Source organism: Bacillus sp. MN7755, from assembly GCF_054771475.1.
This window is the reverse complement of sequence record NZ_BTRL01000006.1, coordinates 134,152-152,289: the sequence shown is the minus strand read 5'-3', so window position 1 is coordinate 152,289 and position 18,138 is coordinate 134,152. Positions and strand designations below refer to the sequence as shown.

Annotated in this window: 16 protein-coding genes; 5 read left to right on the top strand and 11 right to left on the bottom strand. The window is 37.2% G+C overall.

Features of this window, described 5'->3' with window-relative positions; all coding sequences use genetic code 11:
- Nucleotides 1-20 precede the first annotated feature (20 nt).
- The gene (locus tag ACYVEC_RS04955) at nt 21-1,175 is read left to right on the top strand and encodes an MFS transporter (protein WP_063225115.1); all 1,155 of its coding nucleotides are present in this window, start codon (nt 21-23) and stop codon (nt 1,173-1,175) included.
- A gap of 36 nt (nt 1,176-1,211) precedes the next feature.
- On the opposite strand, the gene ACYVEC_RS04950 is transcribed toward ACYVEC_RS04955, so the two are convergent.
- The 11 genes from ACYVEC_RS04950 to ACYVEC_RS04900 all read right to left on the bottom strand — a co-directional run bounded on the left by ACYVEC_RS04950 (nt 1,212) and on the right by ACYVEC_RS04900 (nt 13,307).
- Nucleotides 1,212-1,553 (bottom strand): hypothetical protein, encoded by a 342-nt coding sequence (locus ACYVEC_RS04950; RefSeq protein ID WP_063225116.1) that lies wholly within the window; start codon nt 1,551-1,553, stop codon nt 1,212-1,214.
- A gap of 318 nt (nt 1,554-1,871) precedes the next feature.
- Nucleotides 1,872-4,271, bottom strand: a complete 2,400-nt coding sequence (inhA2, locus tag ACYVEC_RS04945; protein WP_460505799.1) for a M6 family metalloprotease immune inhibitor InhA2 — start codon at nt 4,269-4,271, stop codon at nt 1,872-1,874.
- 469 nt (nt 4,272-4,740) lie between these two features.
- On the bottom strand, nt 4,741-5,388 hold the full coding sequence (gene fsa, locus ACYVEC_RS04940; protein WP_000667666.1) for a fructose-6-phosphate aldolase: 648 nt from the start codon (nt 5,386-5,388) through the stop codon (nt 4,741-4,743).
- Between the two features lie 34 nt (nt 5,389-5,422).
- Nucleotides 5,423-6,349: a ribose ABC transporter substrate-binding protein RbsB gene (rbsB, locus tag ACYVEC_RS04935; protein WP_060629555.1), complete on the bottom strand. Its 927-nt coding sequence runs from the start codon at nt 6,347-6,349 to the stop codon at nt 5,423-5,425.
- A gap of 14 nt (nt 6,350-6,363) precedes the next feature.
- A complete protein-coding gene (locus ACYVEC_RS04930) occupies nt 6,364-7,299 on the bottom strand; it encodes an ABC transporter permease subunit (protein WP_001074641.1) in 936 nt (311 codons plus the stop codon).
- A gap of 2 nt (nt 7,300-7,301) precedes the next feature.
- Entirely contained in the window at nt 7,302-8,786 is a 1,485-nt protein-coding gene (rbsA, locus tag ACYVEC_RS04925) for a ribose ABC transporter ATP-binding protein RbsA (protein ID WP_063225118.1), read from the bottom strand.
- Nucleotides 8,787-8,804: 18 nt separating this feature from the next.
- Nucleotides 8,805-9,200, bottom strand: a complete 396-nt coding sequence (gene rbsD, locus ACYVEC_RS04920; RefSeq protein WP_063225119.1) for a D-ribose pyranase — start codon at nt 9,198-9,200, stop codon at nt 8,805-8,807.
- On the bottom strand, nt 9,197-10,093 hold the full coding sequence (gene rbsK / locus ACYVEC_RS04915; protein ID WP_098556482.1) for a ribokinase: 897 nt from the start codon (nt 10,091-10,093) through the stop codon (nt 9,197-9,199). The genes rbsD and rbsK overlap by 4 nt, the downstream gene beginning before the upstream one ends.
- 13 nt (nt 10,094-10,106) lie before the next feature.
- The gene (gene rbsR / locus ACYVEC_RS04910; RefSeq protein ID WP_098556469.1) at nt 10,107-11,078 is read right to left on the bottom strand and encodes a ribose operon transcriptional repressor RbsR; all 972 of its coding nucleotides are present in this window, start codon (nt 11,076-11,078) and stop codon (nt 10,107-10,109) included.
- A 137-nt stretch (nt 11,079-11,215) separates the two neighbouring features.
- A complete protein-coding gene (locus ACYVEC_RS04905) occupies nt 11,216-12,829 on the bottom strand; it encodes an MDR family MFS transporter (protein ID WP_098556467.1) in 1,614 nt (537 codons plus the stop codon).
- A 19-nt stretch (nt 12,830-12,848) separates the two neighbouring features.
- Nucleotides 12,849-13,307 (bottom strand): MarR family winged helix-turn-helix transcriptional regulator, encoded by a 459-nt coding sequence (locus ACYVEC_RS04900; protein ID WP_063225122.1) that lies wholly within the window; start codon nt 13,305-13,307, stop codon nt 12,849-12,851.
- Nucleotides 13,308-13,579: 272 nt separating this feature from the next.
- Between ACYVEC_RS04900 and glpT the strand changes: the two genes are divergently transcribed.
- The 4 genes from glpT (at nt 13,580) to opp4B (ending at nt 18,125) form a co-directional block, all read left to right on the top strand.
- Nucleotides 13,580-14,929 carry a glycerol-3-phosphate transporter gene (glpT, locus tag ACYVEC_RS04895; protein ID WP_063225123.1) on the top strand — a complete coding sequence of 450 codons (1,350 nt, stop codon included), beginning with the start codon at nt 13,580-13,582 and terminating at the stop codon, nt 14,927-14,929.
- Nucleotides 14,930-15,212: 283 nt separating this feature from the next.
- Nucleotides 15,213-16,232: an ABC transporter ATP-binding protein gene (locus ACYVEC_RS04890; RefSeq protein WP_063225124.1), complete on the top strand. Its 1,020-nt coding sequence runs from the start codon at nt 15,213-15,215 to the stop codon at nt 16,230-16,232.
- Nucleotides 16,219-17,145, top strand: coding sequence for an ABC transporter ATP-binding protein (locus ACYVEC_RS04885; protein ID WP_098986089.1), 927 nt, complete (start codon nt 16,219-16,221; stop codon nt 17,143-17,145). Before ACYVEC_RS04890 ends, ACYVEC_RS04885 begins: the two co-directional genes overlap by 14 nt.
- A gap of 14 nt (nt 17,146-17,159) precedes the next feature.
- Entirely contained in the window at nt 17,160-18,125 is a 966-nt protein-coding gene (gene opp4B, locus ACYVEC_RS04880; protein WP_063225126.1) for an oligopeptide ABC transporter permease, read from the top strand.
- Nucleotides 18,126-18,138: the final 13 nt, after the last annotated feature.

Below are 18,138 nucleotides of genomic sequence, written 5' to 3'. Positions count from 1 at the left end.
ATAGGAGAGGTGAATATCGCTTGAAATATTTTATTTACTTTATTGTTATCGTAGCGTTTCTAGATACATTTTCACAATTACCTATTATGAGTACGTTCGCTCAAAGTCTTGGAGGATCCCCTCTTATTATTGGGCTAGTTGTCGGCATGTACTCATTCGCAAATATGATCGGTAATATTATTGCTGGCGCTGCCGTCGATAAATTTGGTGCAAAAAAAATACTTTATATAAGCATGGGGCTTACGAGTTTCATAGTCTTGTTATACACCGTTCTTCAAAGTGGTGAACAACTATTAGTTGTGCGCTTTATGCATGGCTTTAGTGATGGATTTTTAATTCCTGCTGCCTTTACGTTTTTATCAAAACAAACAAATGCAGCAAGACAAGGTAAGGCAATGGCTCTATCTGGTGCTGCTGTTGGAACAGCGGCAATTGTAGGACCTGCTTTCAGCGGGATTATGAAAGCAACTGCTGGTATAGAGTGGGTGTTCATTACCATTTCTATTTTAATGGTTCTTGGTACAATCGTATCTCTCTTCTTCTTACCAAATAACGTATCAAGAAAAGATACTTCAAGAACACAAATGATGAACAAAGAAGATATGTTTGAACTATTAAAATCAGAACCGTTATTACAGGCATATATTGGTGCTTTCACACTAATGTTTTCACAAGGAATTGTCACTTATATGTTACCAGTGAAAGTTGAGGCATTAGCACTTAAAGCATCTACAACAGGCATGATGTTAAGTGTATTCGGCATTACCGCTATCCTCTTCTTCTTACTGCCAACAAATCGTATTTACGATCGATTTAATCGTTCAAAACTAATGCTAATTGGTATTGCAGTAATGGCATTAGCATTATCTTTACTTGGATTATTCGCAACAAAAGGTATGCTCTTTATCGTTATGATGGTTTATGGCATTGGATTCGCTATCCTTTTCCCATCAATAAATGCATTACTTGTTGAAAATACGACAGATGATAAGCGTGGAAAAGCATTCGGATTGTTTTATGCTTTCTTCTCATTAGGCGTTGTTGCTGGATCCTTTACAGTCGGAGCAATCGGGGCATCACCTAGCGTCAGCTTCGTTATTGGAACTGCATTCTTATTAACATTTGCCGGAATGATTTACGTAAGAAGCAAAGTAAAAAAGACAATGATGGGTTAATTCCATCATTGTCTTTTTTTAATGATAAACTCCTATTCAACTTTTAACTTTCAATAAGCCGTATTTAATAAACAATATGGCATTATATTTTTCATAGAGATAATACAGTGGATAACAAAATAAGAAGAAAATAAGTACAGTTGGCACATCGTCTATAATAGAAAAATATTTTACTAGTAATTCCTTAATACTCTCTCCAATTATAATAAACAGTGGGATTATACAAATTGCTGCTAATATTAAGCACGGTGTGATCCTCATTTCTTTTATCCTCACTTTACAGTGTGGACACCTGAATGAAAAAGGATGCGGGAGATCCATAATATGTTGCGCAGTAATATTCCCTTCACACTGTGGACATTCAATTACTTCTTTCATTTAACTCACTCCTTTCTATTCATAAAAAAGAGCACTATCGAATAGCGCTCTTTTATTTCCGAATATATTACTTTTGTGTATAGTCAAGTAACAATGTAAATAAATTAAACTGTAAAGGCAATACTACATTTCTTCTTTTACAAAAAAAGTGTATCAATACCAACGATACTTCGACAATTTCCTCGGAAATATTTCCTTTCCCTACAGAATTTGATACACTACATATGAACAGACACTTGTATTACATAAGCTAAAATAATAACTTACTGTACAAATTCAAAAGCACATTCTTCATATGAAGAATGTGCTTTTCTGTTATTAACGTTTAATCCAAACAGCGCCTGCTGATTTATCCTCTGCTTGTCCAACAACTTGGAATTTAAGTCCGAGGTTCGGAACTTTTCTTCCTGCGTCTGCAATTTGTTTGTTACTATATACTTTTGAATCATCAAAAGTTGTAACACCTTGTAATCCAGAATAGTTAAACTGTCCACGTGTTAATGAATTTACACTCCATGCTGGTGTTTGATCAAACGAAAATGCAGCGTCCGCAATTTGCATACCTGTATTACCGTACGCTGGTTTCCCATTTAAATTACCAACAAACGCTTCTGCATGAGAGTCTACAACCCCAAGGAAGCCTTCACCTGGATGCACCCCAACCCAGTTATCTTTAAAGCTATCATCTGCATACCAAACGACAAGACCTGTATTATACACTGGACCTTTTCCTGCTTTTAATCCATTATCTGATCCCGCATAGTTTCTCCACTCTAAGTAGTAATAATGAGCTTTTTTCTCTGTCCCATCAGAAACAACGAATCCATTTAACTGCATTTTAGATGTTCCTTCTGTGTCATCAGAAAATACTACTTGTCCATCAACAGTTACATTTACATTATCCATCGCGAAACCTTTATATGTTACAGCTGGATCTGTAATATAATCGAATTGCAGTTTCACTTTTTTCCCTTTAAATTGACTTAAATCATATGATTTATCAATCCATTTTCCGTCTGTTGTATCTTTATCTCCTTGGACTACTTTTTCTCCAAGTCTATCAATTAATGTTTTCGTTCCATCTTCTGTTACTGCATGCACTTCAACAAAATCGCACTCTGCTTCTAACTCATAATTTGCTTTATAATCGAATTTTGCATTTGTTCCTTTCGTTAAATCCAAGAACGGTGTTTCTAATGTTGTATGCATATCATCGCCTCTTGTACTATAATATGCATGCTTTCCAAACTCTGGTTTAATCGTTTCAACACTTTTACCTGGTAAGTTAACACGTACAACGCCTGGACGATTAGATTTCGTAACACTTTGATCAATATATGTAGGAACTCCTACACCGCGCTTAATTTTATCGTAATCTACTTCTAAAATTTTTGCCCAGTTGCCACCCATATTCTTTTGTAAGAAATCTTTATTTTGTGGTGAGAAACTAGTTGGCTCTGTTCCTGCAATTTTCCCTGTCCAACTACCTCCACTCATTAGTGACCAAGCTTCGACAGGTGAACCAGTTCCAGTATATTTCGTGTCATATTCATCTGGTAAGCCAAGGTCATGTCCAAATTCATGCGCAAATACACCTACTGCTCCATCTTCTGGTTCAATTGTGTAATCATGTGCTGCTACTTTTCCACCAAAGTAATCTACCTCTGATTTTGTGCCTTCAATCGCTACTGGATCTATTGCTAATTTTGAACGATGTGACCAAATTGCATCATCACCTAATTTACCGCCACCAGCTTCTTGACCAACACCAGCATGGATTACCATTAAATGATCAATTACACCGTCAGGTTCATTTTGATTTCCATCACTATTTGTATCATATCTATCAAACTGATCAAATTGAGATAAATCTAAACCTTTCTCAGCAGCTGCATGTAAAGCTTCTTTCACTAAATCACGTGCGCCTTTTGGACCTTTGTTATCATGACCACTGCTACCATCAGCACCGTAGTCAGACGCTTTTCCTGGGACTGTTAGCCATTCTGTTACATATCCATCAGTCGTATAACTACCGCCAGACTGCTCTTCATAATATTGTTTAAACGTTTTTACTTTTGAACCATCAAATAATGTGTACGGCTCATTACCAAATAACATTTTTTGATAATGCTCTCTACTAAAGTCATTCGAATACATATACCCTGGCGTTTGATCAATATTATTATGTTTATAATCACTAAATTCAACGAGTAATACTAATACTTTATCATTTCGAACAGGTCCCTTATACGGTGCTTGCTTCGCTTTAGAAGTTGGGACTTGTCCATTCAATTGCTTTTTATTTGGTTCTGGCTTTTGCTCAGGACTAACATTTCTTTCAGGTTTCTTTACTTTTTCCTTTTCTTCCATTTTTTTCTCTTTTACTTTTTTCACGAAATCAGATGCCTCTTTAGCAGTATCAGCTGGAAGAATTTCTTTATTTGCCTGATCCCCTTGTTTCTTTTCAATGTACTTTTCTACGGCTTTTTTCGTTTCTTCTTTAGACGATGCTGGATTGATTGTTCCTCTTTCTTTCAACGCTTCCGCTAAACGATCTTCTTGAATTAAATTGTAATCAATTGGTGTTGTAGATACATTGTCTTTCTCTTTTGCTGGCGTTTCTGCGTATGCTAATGGAGCACTCATTACAGATGTGCATCCGATAATTGCCGCAATTGCTAATGACGATAACACTTTAAATGGCGCTTTTCTTCTCATTCCATTTCTCTCCTTTTATAAAACTTAAAATTCAGATAAATAGTTGCATTTTTGTCGAAATCCCTGTTTACTACCTCCCTATATAAAAAGGCATAATTCTATAAACGTTAAACTTTCTGTTATAGAATCATGCCCTCCAGTTTTCTGGTCAGACCCTCTATCTGTTTATCCCGCTTTAACGGGCAGTAAGACTCCCACCTCAAAATTCGGTGAATGCGAGGAAGTTAGGTGTGAGATAACTGCCCGTAAAAGCCCGATTGGTTCAACTAATAATTAGTGGGGGAATGAACAAAGCCCCCCACTAATTAAAGTTTCACTTTATATCAAAATATGAAAAATAAAGAGTGATTTGTATATATTAAATAGTTTATATAACAAATTTAAAAGACAATATGCAAAATTGCATGAAAATTCTTTTAAATACAAAAAAAGAATCCTAGTCAATTAAACTAGGATTCTTGATTTTCTATTATTTCTCTTGTGTTTTTTCCCAATCAGCTAAGAATTTCTCAATTCCTTGATCTGTTAATGGGTGCTTCACTAATGAAGCAATTACGTTTGCTGGGATTGTTGCAATATGTGCACCATTTAATGCTGCATCAGTTACGTGAACGCTGTGACGTACAGATGCTGCGATGATTTCTGTTTCGATTCCGTGAATTGCAAAGATTTCTGCGATTTGGCGGATTAAGTCCATACCGTTATGACCGATATCATCTAAGCGACCTAAGAATGGTGATACATATGTTGCACCAGCACGAGCTGCAAGTAATGCTTGAACTGCTGAGAATACTAATGTAACGTTTGTACGAATCCCTAAATCTGAGAATGCTTTTACTGCTTTTAAACCTTCTGTTGTCATTGGTACTTTTACAACAACGTTTGGAGCAATCTTCGCTAATTCTTTTCCTTCTTCAATCATTTTATCAGCTTCTAAGCTAATTACTTCTGCGCTTACAGGTCCTTCTATAAAGCTGCAAATTTCACGAATACGCTCATGGAAATCTACGCCTTCTTTTGCTACAAGTGATGGGTTTGTCGTTACTCCAGCTACTACGCCTAATGCATTTGCCTCTTTAATTTCGTTAATGTTTGCTGTATCAATAAAGAATTTCATTTGTTATTCTTCCTTCCTAATTTTCAATTTATATTTATTTGTTTTTCTTAATAAGCTCTAATTCAATCGGAATAGATTTGTCCACTTTTTTACCTTGTGTGATTTCTTTTGCTGTTTGCATCGCCTTCTCCCCGATTAATTCCGGTTTTTGAGCAACTGTTGCAGCCATACGCCCATCTTTAACCGCTTTTACAGCATCTTCTGTTGCATCAAACCCAACAACGACTACATCCGTTTTTCCAGCAGACTTCAATGCTTCAAGTGCCCCTAATGCCATCTCATCGTTATGCGCAAACACCGCTTTAATATCACCATTTGCTTGCAAAATGTTTTCCATAACAGATAATCCTTTTGCTCTATCAAAATCAGCTGCTTGTTTGGCAACTACTTTTAAAGACTTATCAGCTACGTTATGGAATCCTTTCCCGCGCTCACGAGCAGCAGAAGAGCCAGGGATTCCTTCTAATTCAGCAACGTTTGCTCCCTCGCCGACTAATTCACGAATGTAATCACTAGCCATTTGACCACCTTCAATGTTATTAGAGGCAATGTGAGAAACAACTTTACCTGAATTTGCAACGCGGTCTACTGTAATAACAGGGACATTCGCTGCATTTGCCGCACTTACTGCTGAGGCAACAGCATCTGAATCGGTTGGATTAATAACAACTACATCGACACCTTTTTGAATTAAATCTTCAACATCATTCGTTTGCTTTGCTGCATCATTTTGTGCATCAACAGCAATCAATTCAATGCCGCTTTCTTTCGCTTTCTTTTCTGCTCCTTTTTTCAAAGTCACAAAAAATGGATTGTTTAAAGTTGAAACAGAGAATCCAACTTTAATAGTTTTATTTCGACCTTTATCGCTAGAATCCTTTGCCCATTCTGGTGGTTCCATCGAACAACCAGCAGTAATGACCATAATACATGCAACGAGTATAAGTAACCATTTCTTCATGAACTGTCCCTCCATTACGCTTCTTTTCGACGATCAATTAATACAGCTAGTAAGATTACAAGTCCTTTTACAACTTGTTGGAAGAAAGAAGATACGCCTAATAAATTTAAACCGTTATTTAGTACACCGATAATAAGCACACCGATGAATGTGCCAACAATCCATCCTCTTCCTCCAGAAAGACTTGTTCCACCTAATACAACTGCTGCGATTGCATCTAATTCGTAAGAAGTACCTGCAGTTGGCTGTGCAGAATCTAGTCGTGATGTTAAGACAATACCTGCAAGCGCTGCCAAAATTCCGGAAAGACCGTAAATCATTACTTTAATTCTCGTAACATTAATACCTGATAATGCTGCTGCTTCTTCATTTCCACCAATTGCAAATGTACGGCGACCAAATGTCGTTTTCTTCAAAATGAAGTACAGTACTGCGAAAGCAATCATCATTGTAACAGCTGGTACCGGAATACCGAGAAAATAACCGCGGCCAAACATTTGGAACATTAAATGATCACCAAGACCAGTGATCGGACGTCCGTCCATATAAACAAGCGTCAACCCACGAAAAATAGTCATTGTTGCTAAAGTCGCAATAAATGGAGCTACTTTTCCCTTCGCTATGATGATACCGTTTACAATTCCCATTACAAGACCAGCCAATAATCCAACTGCCATTGCAAGAAACGGGTCCATGCCACTTGCCATCATTCCAGCAACAAGTGCACTTGATAATGCTAAAATAGAACCTACCGATAAGTCAATACCCCCTGTTAAAATTACAAAGGTCATTCCGAATGCAATAAGCGCATTAATCGATACTTGACGCAGTATATTAAATAAATTTGGAATTTCAATAAATGCTGGATTTAAAGCTGTAATTACTACAATAATTAATACTAGTCCAATTAAAGACCCAAGTTGTTGTAATACATTCCCCTTCTTAGCCATCCTTACTCTCCCCCTGTAGCTAGTGCCATAATAGACTCTTGTGATGCCTCAACTTTCTCTAAAATGCCGCCGACTTTTCCTTCATGAATAACAAGAACGCGATCACTCATCCCTAAAACTTCTGGAAGCTCAGATGATACCATAATAACGGCATCTCCTTGCTCGGTAAGCTTATTCATAATAGAGTAAATTTCTTTTTTCGCTCCAACATCAACACCCCTTGTTGGCTCATCTAAAATGAGTAGCTGCGGGTGGATACCTAACCATTTTGCAATAACTACCTTTTGCTGATTTCCACCAGAAAGAGATTTCACTGTTTGCTCTCCACTAGCTGCTTTCACATTAAGAAGTTTCATCATGTCCGCTGTAAACTGTTGTTCTAGTCCGTTACTTAAGACACTTCCCTTTGAAAGACTTTCTAAATTCGGTAAGGCTAAATTTTCTCGAATTGAGAAATCTAACACTAACCCTTCAGATTTTCTATCCTCTGTAATGAATGCTATTCTTTGTCTAATCGCATCTATCGGACTGTCAATCTTTACTTCTTGTCCATTTATAAAAATTTGGCCAGAATCTAAAGGCTCGTATCCAAATATCGCTTTCATAATATCCGTGCGGCCGGCTCCCATCAAGCCAGCAACACCAAGGATTTCACCTTTTCTAACTTGAAACGAAACATTTTCAAACTTCCCTTTTTTCGTTCCGTTACGCATTTCAAAAATAACATCGCCAATTTGACTATTTCGTTCTGGGTAACGATCACCAATGCTGCGTCCCACCATCATACTCACTACTTCATCAAACGATGTTTCTGGAATTAATCTCTTTCCTACGTATTCCCCATCACGTAAAATTGTAATGGCATCACATATTGAAAAAATTTCTTCCATTCGGTGTGAGATATAAACGAACGAAACGCCTTCTTTACGTAATTTATTAATGACAGTAAACAACGTTTCAATTTCACGATCTGTTAATGCAGCTGTAGGTTCGTCCATAATAATAACGCTCGCGTTTGTCATTAACGCTTTCGCAATTTCAATAATCTGCTGTTGTCCAACAGATAACTCTCCTGCTAACATAGCACCTTTTACGTGTAATCCTAACTCCGCTAGTTGCTGCTGCGCAATCGCGTTCATTTGACGCGTACGTAAAATACCTGTCTTCCCATACATTAACTCTTTACCGAGAAACATATTTTCAGCTACTGTTAAATTCGATAATATGTTCAATTCTTGATGTATAAATGCAATACCGTATTCTTCAGCTTCTTTTGCATTTTTAAAAGTTCGTTCTTGCCCATCGATCGTGATCGTTCCACCATCTTTTTTATATACACCTGTTAAAATCTTCATGAGCGTTGATTTACCCGCTCCATTTTCCCCCATCAATGCATGGACTTCTCCTGTTTCAATCATAAACTGTGCATTCTTCAAAACAGAATTGCCATTGAACGCCTTTGAAATGTTTTTCATTTCAATATGCATTCTCATCACTTCCCTTTATTAAAAAATCACGCCTGCATGTAAAATTACATTGGCATAAGGAGTAGCCTCTCCTGTACGAATAATGGCTTTTGCTTTCTTTGTATGCTCTTTAAATTGTTCATGAGATACATATTCAAACGCTGGTTCTATTAATTTCAGCTCAATCTCTTTATTTACTTCCGCATTCTTGTTAATGACTTCTTCTGCTAACGTCACCTTTTCAATTGCCATATCATCAGCTACCACTTGCAATACATCTAAAAAGCTAGGTTTTCCAATCTCAACAGCTAAATCAATTCGTTTTACCCCGTCAGGAATCGGTAACCCACAGTCTGCAATTACAATTGTATCTGTATGCCCAAGTGAAGCAAGGACTGCTGCAATCTCACTGTTTAATACACCATGCTTTTTCATCCAACAATCACCTGCACTTCACGTACTCTATCTCTCGTTGGCATACCACCTTGTGCCCCAAGTTTCGTTACAGAAAGACCACCAGCAATATTTGCAAAACGAATTGCTTTTTGAAGTGTTTCTCCTTCAGAAAGCGCAACTGCTAATGCGCCATTAAATGTATCACCAGCTCCAGTCGTATCTACTACATCGACAGCAATGCTAGGAACATGTACAATCTCCGTACCATTATGGAAACGCACACCATTAGAACCTTCTGTCATCAATAGTTTATTTGGATATTTAGCCAGTAACTCTTCAATTGGTGATGTGAAATCATCTAATACGATGCGGCACTCATGTTCATTTGGCGTAATATAAGTTGCCTTTTCTAAAATATCTTCTGATAATACTTGTGCTGGCGCTGGATTTAACATAACCGGGATTTTGTGTTCCTCACAAATAGCCAATACATATTTTACTGTTTCAAGTGGAATCTCTAGTTGAAGAACAATCATATCTGCTTTTATAAGAAGATCTTTTGAACGATCTACAATCGACTCATTTACAAGAGCATTCGCCCCTTGCACGACAACAATACTGTTATCCTCTTCTGCTAAAACGATATGAGCAATTCCTGTCGCTGTATCTGTAACCGGTACCACATAGTCGATAAAAACACGTTCGTTCTCTAAATTTTTCTTAACTACACTTCCATAATTATCGTCTCCTACCGCACCAACCATCGCTACATTTGCGCCTAATCTAGCTGCAGCAACCGCTTGGTTGGCTCCTTTCCCTCCTGGAATTGTATGAAATGCTTCACCAATTACTGTTTCCCCTGCTTTCGGACGTTTTTTTGAAACGGCTACTAAGTCCATTGAAATACTACCTACTACTGCAATATTTGGCATCTGTTTCATCTCCTTACTTCGTTGTATTTCGTTCTATAATTTCAATCGGTAAACGATAGTGTTTCTCTTCTAATACGTTTCCTTCCATCTGCTCTAATAACAGCTCTGTTGCAATTTTCCCCATTTCATAAATTGGCTGTGCAACAGTTGTAATAGATGGATACATCATCTCTGTTAAAGAAATTCCATCGAATCCGATGATTTGTAAATCATCCGGAATAGAAATCCCCTTTTGAAGTGCAGCCTTTACAATACCTATTGCAATTAAATCATTCCCGGCAACAATTCCATCTATATGTGGGTACTCTTCTAATAATTCCACCGCTACACGCTCACTATTAGCTGGATCAAATGTACTCTCTGCAATCATATAAGAAAGATTATTTTGCGTAATTACATCTACAAAGCCTTCAAAACGTTCATTAGCCGTGCTTACGTCACGCGGTCCGCGAATATGCGCAATATGTTTACAGCCTTTATCTATTAATAACTTTGTCGCTGCCTGACTTCCCGCATAGTTATCTGCATACACAGCAGGTATACGCTCATTAAACATACGGTCAATTGCAACGACTGGTACTGATAAATTCATGTAATTCACACTATTTTGTGGATTTGTTGCTACAATAAATCCATCCACATTATTTTGCCTAAGTACATCAATATATTGCTTTTCTTTCTCTAAATTTTCATCAGAGTTACAAAGTACAACTGTGTATCCTTGCTTATGAGCTACATCTTCTACGGCACGTGCAACTTCTGGAAAGAATGGATTCACGATATTTGGAACAACTAAACCAATTAAACGAGATTTTTTATTATACAGTGAACGCGCTACTGTGCTAGGTTTATAATCTAGCATCTCAATTGCTCGTTCTACTTTTTTTAATGTATCTTCATGAACATATCCATTTTTATTTAATACTCTGGAAACGGTCGCAACAGATACTCCCGCTAATTTTGCAACGTCTTTAATCGTACTCATTCTCTTCCCTCTCCATTTCATGTAACCGTTTACAGAAAATAATATAACGTATTTCTCGAAATACGTCAATCATTTCTCACGAAAAAGCTTTTAAGGTTATACTCAAAAAAGCACCGCCATAAGGCGATGCTTTTTCATTACGAATAGGATACAGTTTGTTCTTTTTCCTCTGTAGCTGGCTCTTCAGCATCTTTTTTACGATCTGACAGTTTAATCTTCTGTAAGAAAATCGTAAAGACAGCGCCTACTACGATAAATACTAATCCTGTTAAGAATACAGTATGAAGTGAGTCTACTAAAGAGTTTTTCAAGATCGGTACAATGCTGTTAGCAAAAGCTTCTGGCATTTGTTTTAATGCCTCTGGACTAAATAACATCGAATATAAACCTTGTGGGTCTGTATGAATCATATCTTTAAATTTCGTTACCATTTGTCCCGCTTCTTTCGGGAACGTATCTAATACAGGTACTAAATTCTTTGTTAATGTTGTACCTGAAGTGTTATTCATAATTGACCCTAAAATTGTAATACCAAATGTTCCACCGATTTGACGGAAGAACTGACTTGATGATGTTACGACACCAAGGTCTTTTTTCGGGAAGCTTTCTTGTAACGCTAATGTTAATGTTGGCATTACAAGACCCATGCCTAAACCGATAACCATCATATAAGACGTTGCAGTTAATTTAGTTGTGTGCATATCCATCGTTGTTAATAACCAGAATCCTCCAGCCATTATAAGCATTCCTGTAATAATTTGTGGTTTTACACCAACTTTTAATACAAGTTGCCCACCGATAATACTCATCACAATCATTGTAATCATCATTGGCGTCATAATTGTTCCTGATTCAGCAGCACTTACTCCTACAATTCCTTGCATAAAGAATGGTACGAACATAATCGCACCGAACATTCCGATACTCATAAAGAATCCAATCGCATTTAATAATGTAAATGTACGATTTTTAAAGAAATGCATCGGTAAAATCGGTTCTTCTGCTTTCGTTTCAACGATAACAAAGCTAACGATACCAATTAAAGCTAATGCAAATAACCCGATAATTTGCCAAGAATCCCATGGATAATCTTTCCCGCCAAACGTTAATGCAAGTAATAAACTTACAACACCGAGAATCATCGTAAATATTCCAGCAATATCAATTTTAATTGGTCCTGTTTGTTTATGTGATTTTAATCCCATTGCAATAAAGATTGTTGCTAAAATACCAACTGGTAAGTTAATGTAGAATACCCATCTCCAGTTCACTGCGTCTACAATCCAACCACCAACTTGTGGTCCAATTACAGAAGCAAGACCGTATAACGCACCAAAAACACCTTGCCATTTTGCACGTTCTTTTCCCGTGAACATATCTCCGATAATAATCATAGCCATTGGCATCATAATACCGCCACCAAGACCTTGAATACCACGGAAAATAATTAATTCTGTCATACCATTTGCCATACCACATAACGCAGAACCAACCATAAAGATAACTAGCCCTGTTATATATACGTTACGACGACCAAGTAAATCCGCTAATTTACCTGCAATTGGTACAACTGTCGTTGATGTTAACATATAAGCTGTTGTTAACCACGTCATTAAGCTTAATCCGCCTAGTTCACCGACGATACGCGGCATTGCTGTACCAACGATTGTTCCATCTAATGCAGCAAATAGCATCGCGATTATTAAACCAATTAACAGCAACTTTCTATTTATGTTTTCTTGTTGCTCCATGTAATCTCCTCAATTCCTCTTAGTTATTCTCTTTTTTCTCTTGTGTCCCGCAAATAATTGTTTCTAGCTTCTCAAAGAGACGTAACAAATCTTCTCTTTCTTGTAATTCTAAATGTGAGAAATATTTTGCAATGTGCTCATTACGAGCGATCATTGCCTCTTCTACTCTAGATTTCCCCTTTTTTGTTAACTCAATGATGACAACACGGCGATCATCTTTGTCGTGATAGCGTTCTACAAGCTCTTGGTCAATTAGGCGATCAATCATCACTGTAATTGCACTAGGCTTTACATACATCTTTTTTGCTAATTTTGTCGCTCTTGAAGCACCGTAATGATCTAAAATCTTTAAAATATAAAACTGCGGTGGTGTAAGTCCTGTTGCTTGCATTTGTTCTAATAACTCCGTCTGCATTTTCTTTCCAATCGAAAAGGCAAGAGCTTGAATTTTATCGATATGCGTCATATCATTTGGCATGTTATCCACCTCTTATTTAAGCAATAAAATATTTAACGTATTTAAATATTAATCCCACGAATAAAATCCGTCAACACTTTTTATTTATAAAAACGTTTACATTTTTGTCACAAAGTTGTATAATTTTCGACGAAGTTAATATTGACAGTCACGGAGAATCGGAGTACACGGCTATGAATCATAAAAAAGGAAACTTTTTTATATTTCATGGCCTTTTTATATTCTCTCTGCCTTACAACACTTCGAATTAATTAGGGGAGGATTTTCATTTTATGTTTTTTACACAATTATTTAAGCCTGCGCCCCACGCGGAACGCTTACCAGCTGATCGCGTTGATAGCGAATACCGTAAATTACGTTTACAAGTATTCTTAGGTATCTTCATCGGTTATGCAGGTTACTACTTTGTTCGAAAAAACTTTTCACTAGCAATGCCATACTTAATCGAACAAGGCTTTAGTAAAGGCGAACTTGGGGTTATCCTTTCAGCAGTATCTATCGCTTACGGATTAAGTAAATTTCTTATGGGTATCGTATCCGACCGTTGTAATCCTCGCTACTTTTTAGCAGCTGGGCTATTTTTATCAGGTATCATTAATATTATTTTCGGCTCATTTTCTTTCATTACAACGAGCATCATACTTATGTTTGTACTTCAGTTTTTAAATGGGTGGGTACAAGGTATGGGATGGCCTCCTTGTGGTCGTACGATGGTTCACTGGTTCTCTATTAGTGAACGGGGTACAAAAATGTCTATTTGGAACGTCGCTCATAATGTCGGCGGCGCACTTATGCCTTCTCTTGTAACATTAGGATTATACTTCTTTGCAAATGACTGGAAGAGTATTTTTTACTTCCCAGGTATTCTTTCAATTTTAGTTGGTATTTATGTGTTAATTACAATGAGAGATACACCTCAATCTTGCGGATTACCTTCTATCGAGGAACATACTGGAGAATATCCAACAGATGAAAAAGTACAAGATCGCGAACGCGAACTTTCGGTAAAGGAAATTTTATTTAAATACGTACTAAACAATAAATTTTTATGGTACATCGCTATCGCGAACGTTTTCGTATACTTCGTACGTTACGGCGTTGTAGACTGGGCTCCTACTTATTTAGTAGAGGAAAAAAGCTTTACTCATAGTAGCTCACGTACCGCTTACGCTCTATATGAATGGGCTGGTATTCCAGGTACGCTTCTTTGCGGATGGATGAGTGATAAACTATTTAAAGGACGCCGCGCACCTGCTGGTATTTTATTTATGGTTGGTGTATTTATCGCCGTTCTTGTTTACTGGCTAAACCCTCCTGGTAATCCAATGGTTGATAGTATCGCACTTGTCGCGATTGGATTTTTAATTTACGGACCTGTTATGTTAATTGGTCTACACGCTCTTGACTTAGCACCAAAGAAAGCGGCTGGAACTGCAGCAGGCTTAACTGGCTTCTTCGGTTACTTAGGTGGAGCAACTTTCGCCAGTGCCGCTATGGGCTTTATCGTAGATGCATTCGGATGGGATGGCGGATTCATCTTATTACTTGCATCTTGTGTACTTGCAATGTTCTTCCTTGCTCTTACTTTAAATACAGGGTCAGTAAAACAAAAGCAAGCTTAAGCACTAATATTATTCTTATCAAAAAAAGAGAGACTGTTCTTTCGAGAACACCTCTCTTTTTTCTACATATAAACCTTTTTTCCTACAAAAGATTTATTTCCCTACCTTATACATGTTAGCGTTTTCAAAGCACTCCAACTACTTATATAAATGCATCCAATCTTTATATAAAAAGATTTTTGAATATTTTTTCAACTTGTGCTTGTCAAACATTGTCAATTTATATTAAAATAACAACAACATACAAAATATTTAGTCTTTTCAGAAAGATGGAGGGATAGCCATGAAGAATCCACTTCTTCGCATTGAAAACTTACAGACTTCCTTTCGTATACAAGATCAATATCATGCCGCAGTTGATGATGTTTCGTTAACTGTCCATGAAAATGAAATTGTCGCGATAGTTGGTGAATCAGGTTGCGGAAAAAGTGCACTTGCCCTTTCTATTATGCGACTGCATAATGAAGCAAATACAAAGTTACAAGGGCAGCTTAACTATAGAGATAAGGATTTGCTAACTATGTCAGCCGCAGAGATGAATAAAGTACGCGGCTCAAACATCGGCATGATTTTCCAAGAACCTCTTACAGCACTCGATCCTCTTATGACAGTTGGAAAACAAATCGAAGAAAACTTAGACTACCACACAAGCCTTTCAAAAGTTGAAAAGAAAGAACGCACCTTAGAACTACTTCATCAAGTTGGTATTCCAAAACCAGAACTTACATATAAACAATACCCACACGAATTATCTGGCGGAATGAGACAAAGAATTGTTATCGCAATTGCAATTGCTTGTAACCCAGCACTCATTATTGCAGATGAGCCAACAACGGCTCTTGACGTAACCATCCAAGCACAAATTTTAGACTTACTAAAATCTATTCAAGAACAAACGAAAATGGGCATCATTTTAATTACTCATGATTTAAGTGTTGTTGCAGAAACAGCTGATCGTATCGTCGTTATGTACGCTGGACAAGTTGTAGAAACAGGAAAAGTTGAAGAGATTTTTAACAATCCTCTTCACCCATATACTCGTTCTCTATTAAACTCCATTCCATCTGCGTATGCTGAAAAAGAAAAATTGCATGTAATTCAAGGGGTGGTTCCTTCGTTAGCGAAACTTCCTCGCACAGGTTGCCGTTTCCAAGCTCGAATTCCATGGATTAGACCTGATCAACACGAGGAAAATCCAATTTTACATGAAGTAAAACCAGACCATTGGGTACGTTGTACTTGCTACAAGCATTTCAACTTCCAAGATAAGAAAGGAGATGACGTAACTCATGGCACTGCTTAAAGTAGAAGATTTAAAAGTACATTTTCCAATTAAAGGTGGTTTCTTCGGACGCACATTAGATTACGTGCGCGCTGTCGATGGTGTAAGTTTTGAATTACAACCAGGTGAAACATACGGGATTGTTGGTGAATCAGGAAGTGGCAAATCAACAACGGGTAAAGCAATTATGCATTTAACGAAAGCAACAGAGGGTAGCATTCATTTTAATAATAGAGATTTAACAAAATTAAGTCGCTCTGAGCTACGTGAACAACGAAAAGATATTCAAATGATTTTCCAAGATCCTTATTCATCATTAAATCCGAAGAAACGTGTTCTCGACATTATTGCTGAGCCTCTTCGAAATTTTGAGAAGCTCTCACCTGATGAAGAACGTAGAGCAGTTCAAGAATATCTTGATAAAGTTGGTCTAAATCCAGAGTCTATTTATAAATATCCACATGAATTTTCCGGTGGACAAAGGCAGCGGATTGGTATTGCACGCGCTCTTACTTTAAAACCGAAGCTTATTATTGCAGATGAGCCAGTATCTGCGCTTGACGTGTCTGTACAGGCACAAGTGTTAAACTTCTTGCAAGATTTACAAGCTGAACTCGGACTAACATACTTATTCATTAGTCATGATTTAGGTGTAATTCGTCATATGTGTGACCGTATCGGTGTTATGTATCGCGGACGCATTGTCGAAGAAGCAACTAGTACAGAAATTTATAATAATCCGCAACATATTTATACGAAACGCCTAATATCAGCAATTCCTGATATTCGTCCTGAAAACAGAGAACAACAGCGTAAGCTCCGTCAACAAGTAAGCTCTGAGTACGAGAAATCATACGAAAATTATTTCAATGAAAACGGTCGGGCTTATGACTTAAAAGCAATCTCGCCAACGCACCGGGTGGCATTACCATAAGGGAGTGATAAAACATGTGGAAGTTTATATTACGGAGATTTTTAGTGATGATCCCGCAATTATTCGTGTTAAGTATACTTGTCTTTCTACTAGCTAAAGCAATGCCTGGCGATGCCTTAACCGGCAGAGCGATGAATCCAAAAGCGGATCCAAAAGTGATTGAAGAACAACGTGAAAAGCTTGGATTAAATGACCCAGTTGCAACACAATATGTTCGCTGGATTAAAAATGCCGTCCAAGGTGACTTCGGTATTTCCTATGCACATAAAATGAAGGTAACCGATTTAATTGGAGAACGACTTGGAAATACAGTATCTTTAGCACTTGTCATTCTTATTCTTACTTATTTAATTGCCATACCACTAGGAGTTATAAGTGGGCGGTGGAATGATACCTGGGCTGATCGACTCATTACCATTTACAACTATCTAGGTTTTGCTACACCACTATTTATATTTGCATTAATTATGCTCTTCCTATTCGGATTTAAGTTTGCAATATTCCCAACCGGCGGTAGCGTTGATCCTCAAGTTGCAACAGGTACATTTGCTTATTATTTAAGTAAATTGAATCACATGCTATTACCAGCTTTATCTGGTGCATTAATTGCGACAGTTGGTACGGTTCAATATTTACGAAGCGAAATTATTGATACGAAGCATAAAGATTTTGTGCGTACAGTAAGAGCAAAAGGTGTTCCAGAATCAAAAATCTATTCTAGACATATTTTACGAAATTCATTCTTACCAATTGCAGCCTTCTTAGGCTATGAAATTACAGGATTAGTTGGCGGTGCCATCTTTTTAGAAAGTATTTTTAGCTATCCAGGAATTGGACAACTATTTATACAATCTATCTCTCAACGTGATTTTAGTGTAATAACTGCACTCGTTATGTTTACTGGATTTGCAACGTTACTTGGAACTCTCCTTTCAGATATTATTCTAAGCATCGTCGATCCACGTATTCGTATTGATTAAAGAAAGGAGATGA

Bases quoted from the DNA above. Each gene is read 5' to 3' on its own strand.
- ACYVEC_RS04950 (WP_063225116.1), bottom strand. From the start codon at position 1,553: ATGAAAGAAGTAATTGAATGTCCACAGTGTGAAGGGAATATTACTGCG.
- inhA2 (WP_460505799.1), bottom strand. From the start codon at position 4,271: ATGAGAAGAAAAGCGCCATTTAAAGTGTTATCGTCATTAGCAATTGCG.
- fsa (WP_000667666.1), bottom strand. From the start codon at position 5,388: ATGAAATTCTTTATTGATACAGCAAACATTAACGAAATTAAAGAGGCA.
- rbsB (WP_060629555.1), bottom strand. From the start codon at position 6,349: ATGAAGAAATGGTTACTTATACTCGTTGCATGTATTATGGTCATTACT.
- ACYVEC_RS04930 (WP_001074641.1), bottom strand. From the start codon at position 7,299: ATGGCTAAGAAGGGGAATGTATTACAACAACTTGGGTCTTTAATTGGA.
- rbsA (WP_063225118.1), bottom strand. From the start codon at position 8,786: ATGCATATTGAAATGAAAAACATTTCAAAGGCGTTCAATGGCAATTCT.
- rbsD (WP_063225119.1), bottom strand. From the start codon at position 9,200: ATGAAAAAGCATGGTGTATTAAACAGTGAGATTGCAGCAGTCCTTGCT.
- rbsK (WP_098556482.1), bottom strand. From the start codon at position 10,093: ATGCCAAATATTGCAGTAGTAGGTAGTATTTCAATGGACTTAGTAGCC.
- rbsR (WP_098556469.1), bottom strand. From the start codon at position 11,078: ATGAGTACGATTAAAGACGTTGCAAAATTAGCGGGAGTATCTGTTGCG.
- ACYVEC_RS04905 (WP_098556467.1), bottom strand. From the start codon at position 12,829: ATGGAGCAACAAGAAAACATAAATAGAAAGTTGCTGTTAATTGGTTTA.
- ACYVEC_RS04900 (WP_063225122.1), bottom strand. From the start codon at position 13,307: ATGCCAAATGATATGACGCATATCGATAAAATTCAAGCTCTTGCCTTT.
- glpT (WP_063225123.1), top strand. From the start codon at position 13,580: ATGTTTTTTACACAATTATTTAAGCCTGCGCCCCACGCGGAACGCTTA.
- ACYVEC_RS04890 (WP_063225124.1), top strand. From the start codon at position 15,213: ATGAAGAATCCACTTCTTCGCATTGAAAACTTACAGACTTCCTTTCGT.
- ACYVEC_RS04885 (WP_098986089.1), top strand. From the start codon at position 16,219: ATGGCACTGCTTAAAGTAGAAGATTTAAAAGTACATTTTCCAATTAAA.
- opp4B (WP_063225126.1), top strand. From the start codon at position 17,160: ATGTGGAAGTTTATATTACGGAGATTTTTAGTGATGATCCCGCAATTA.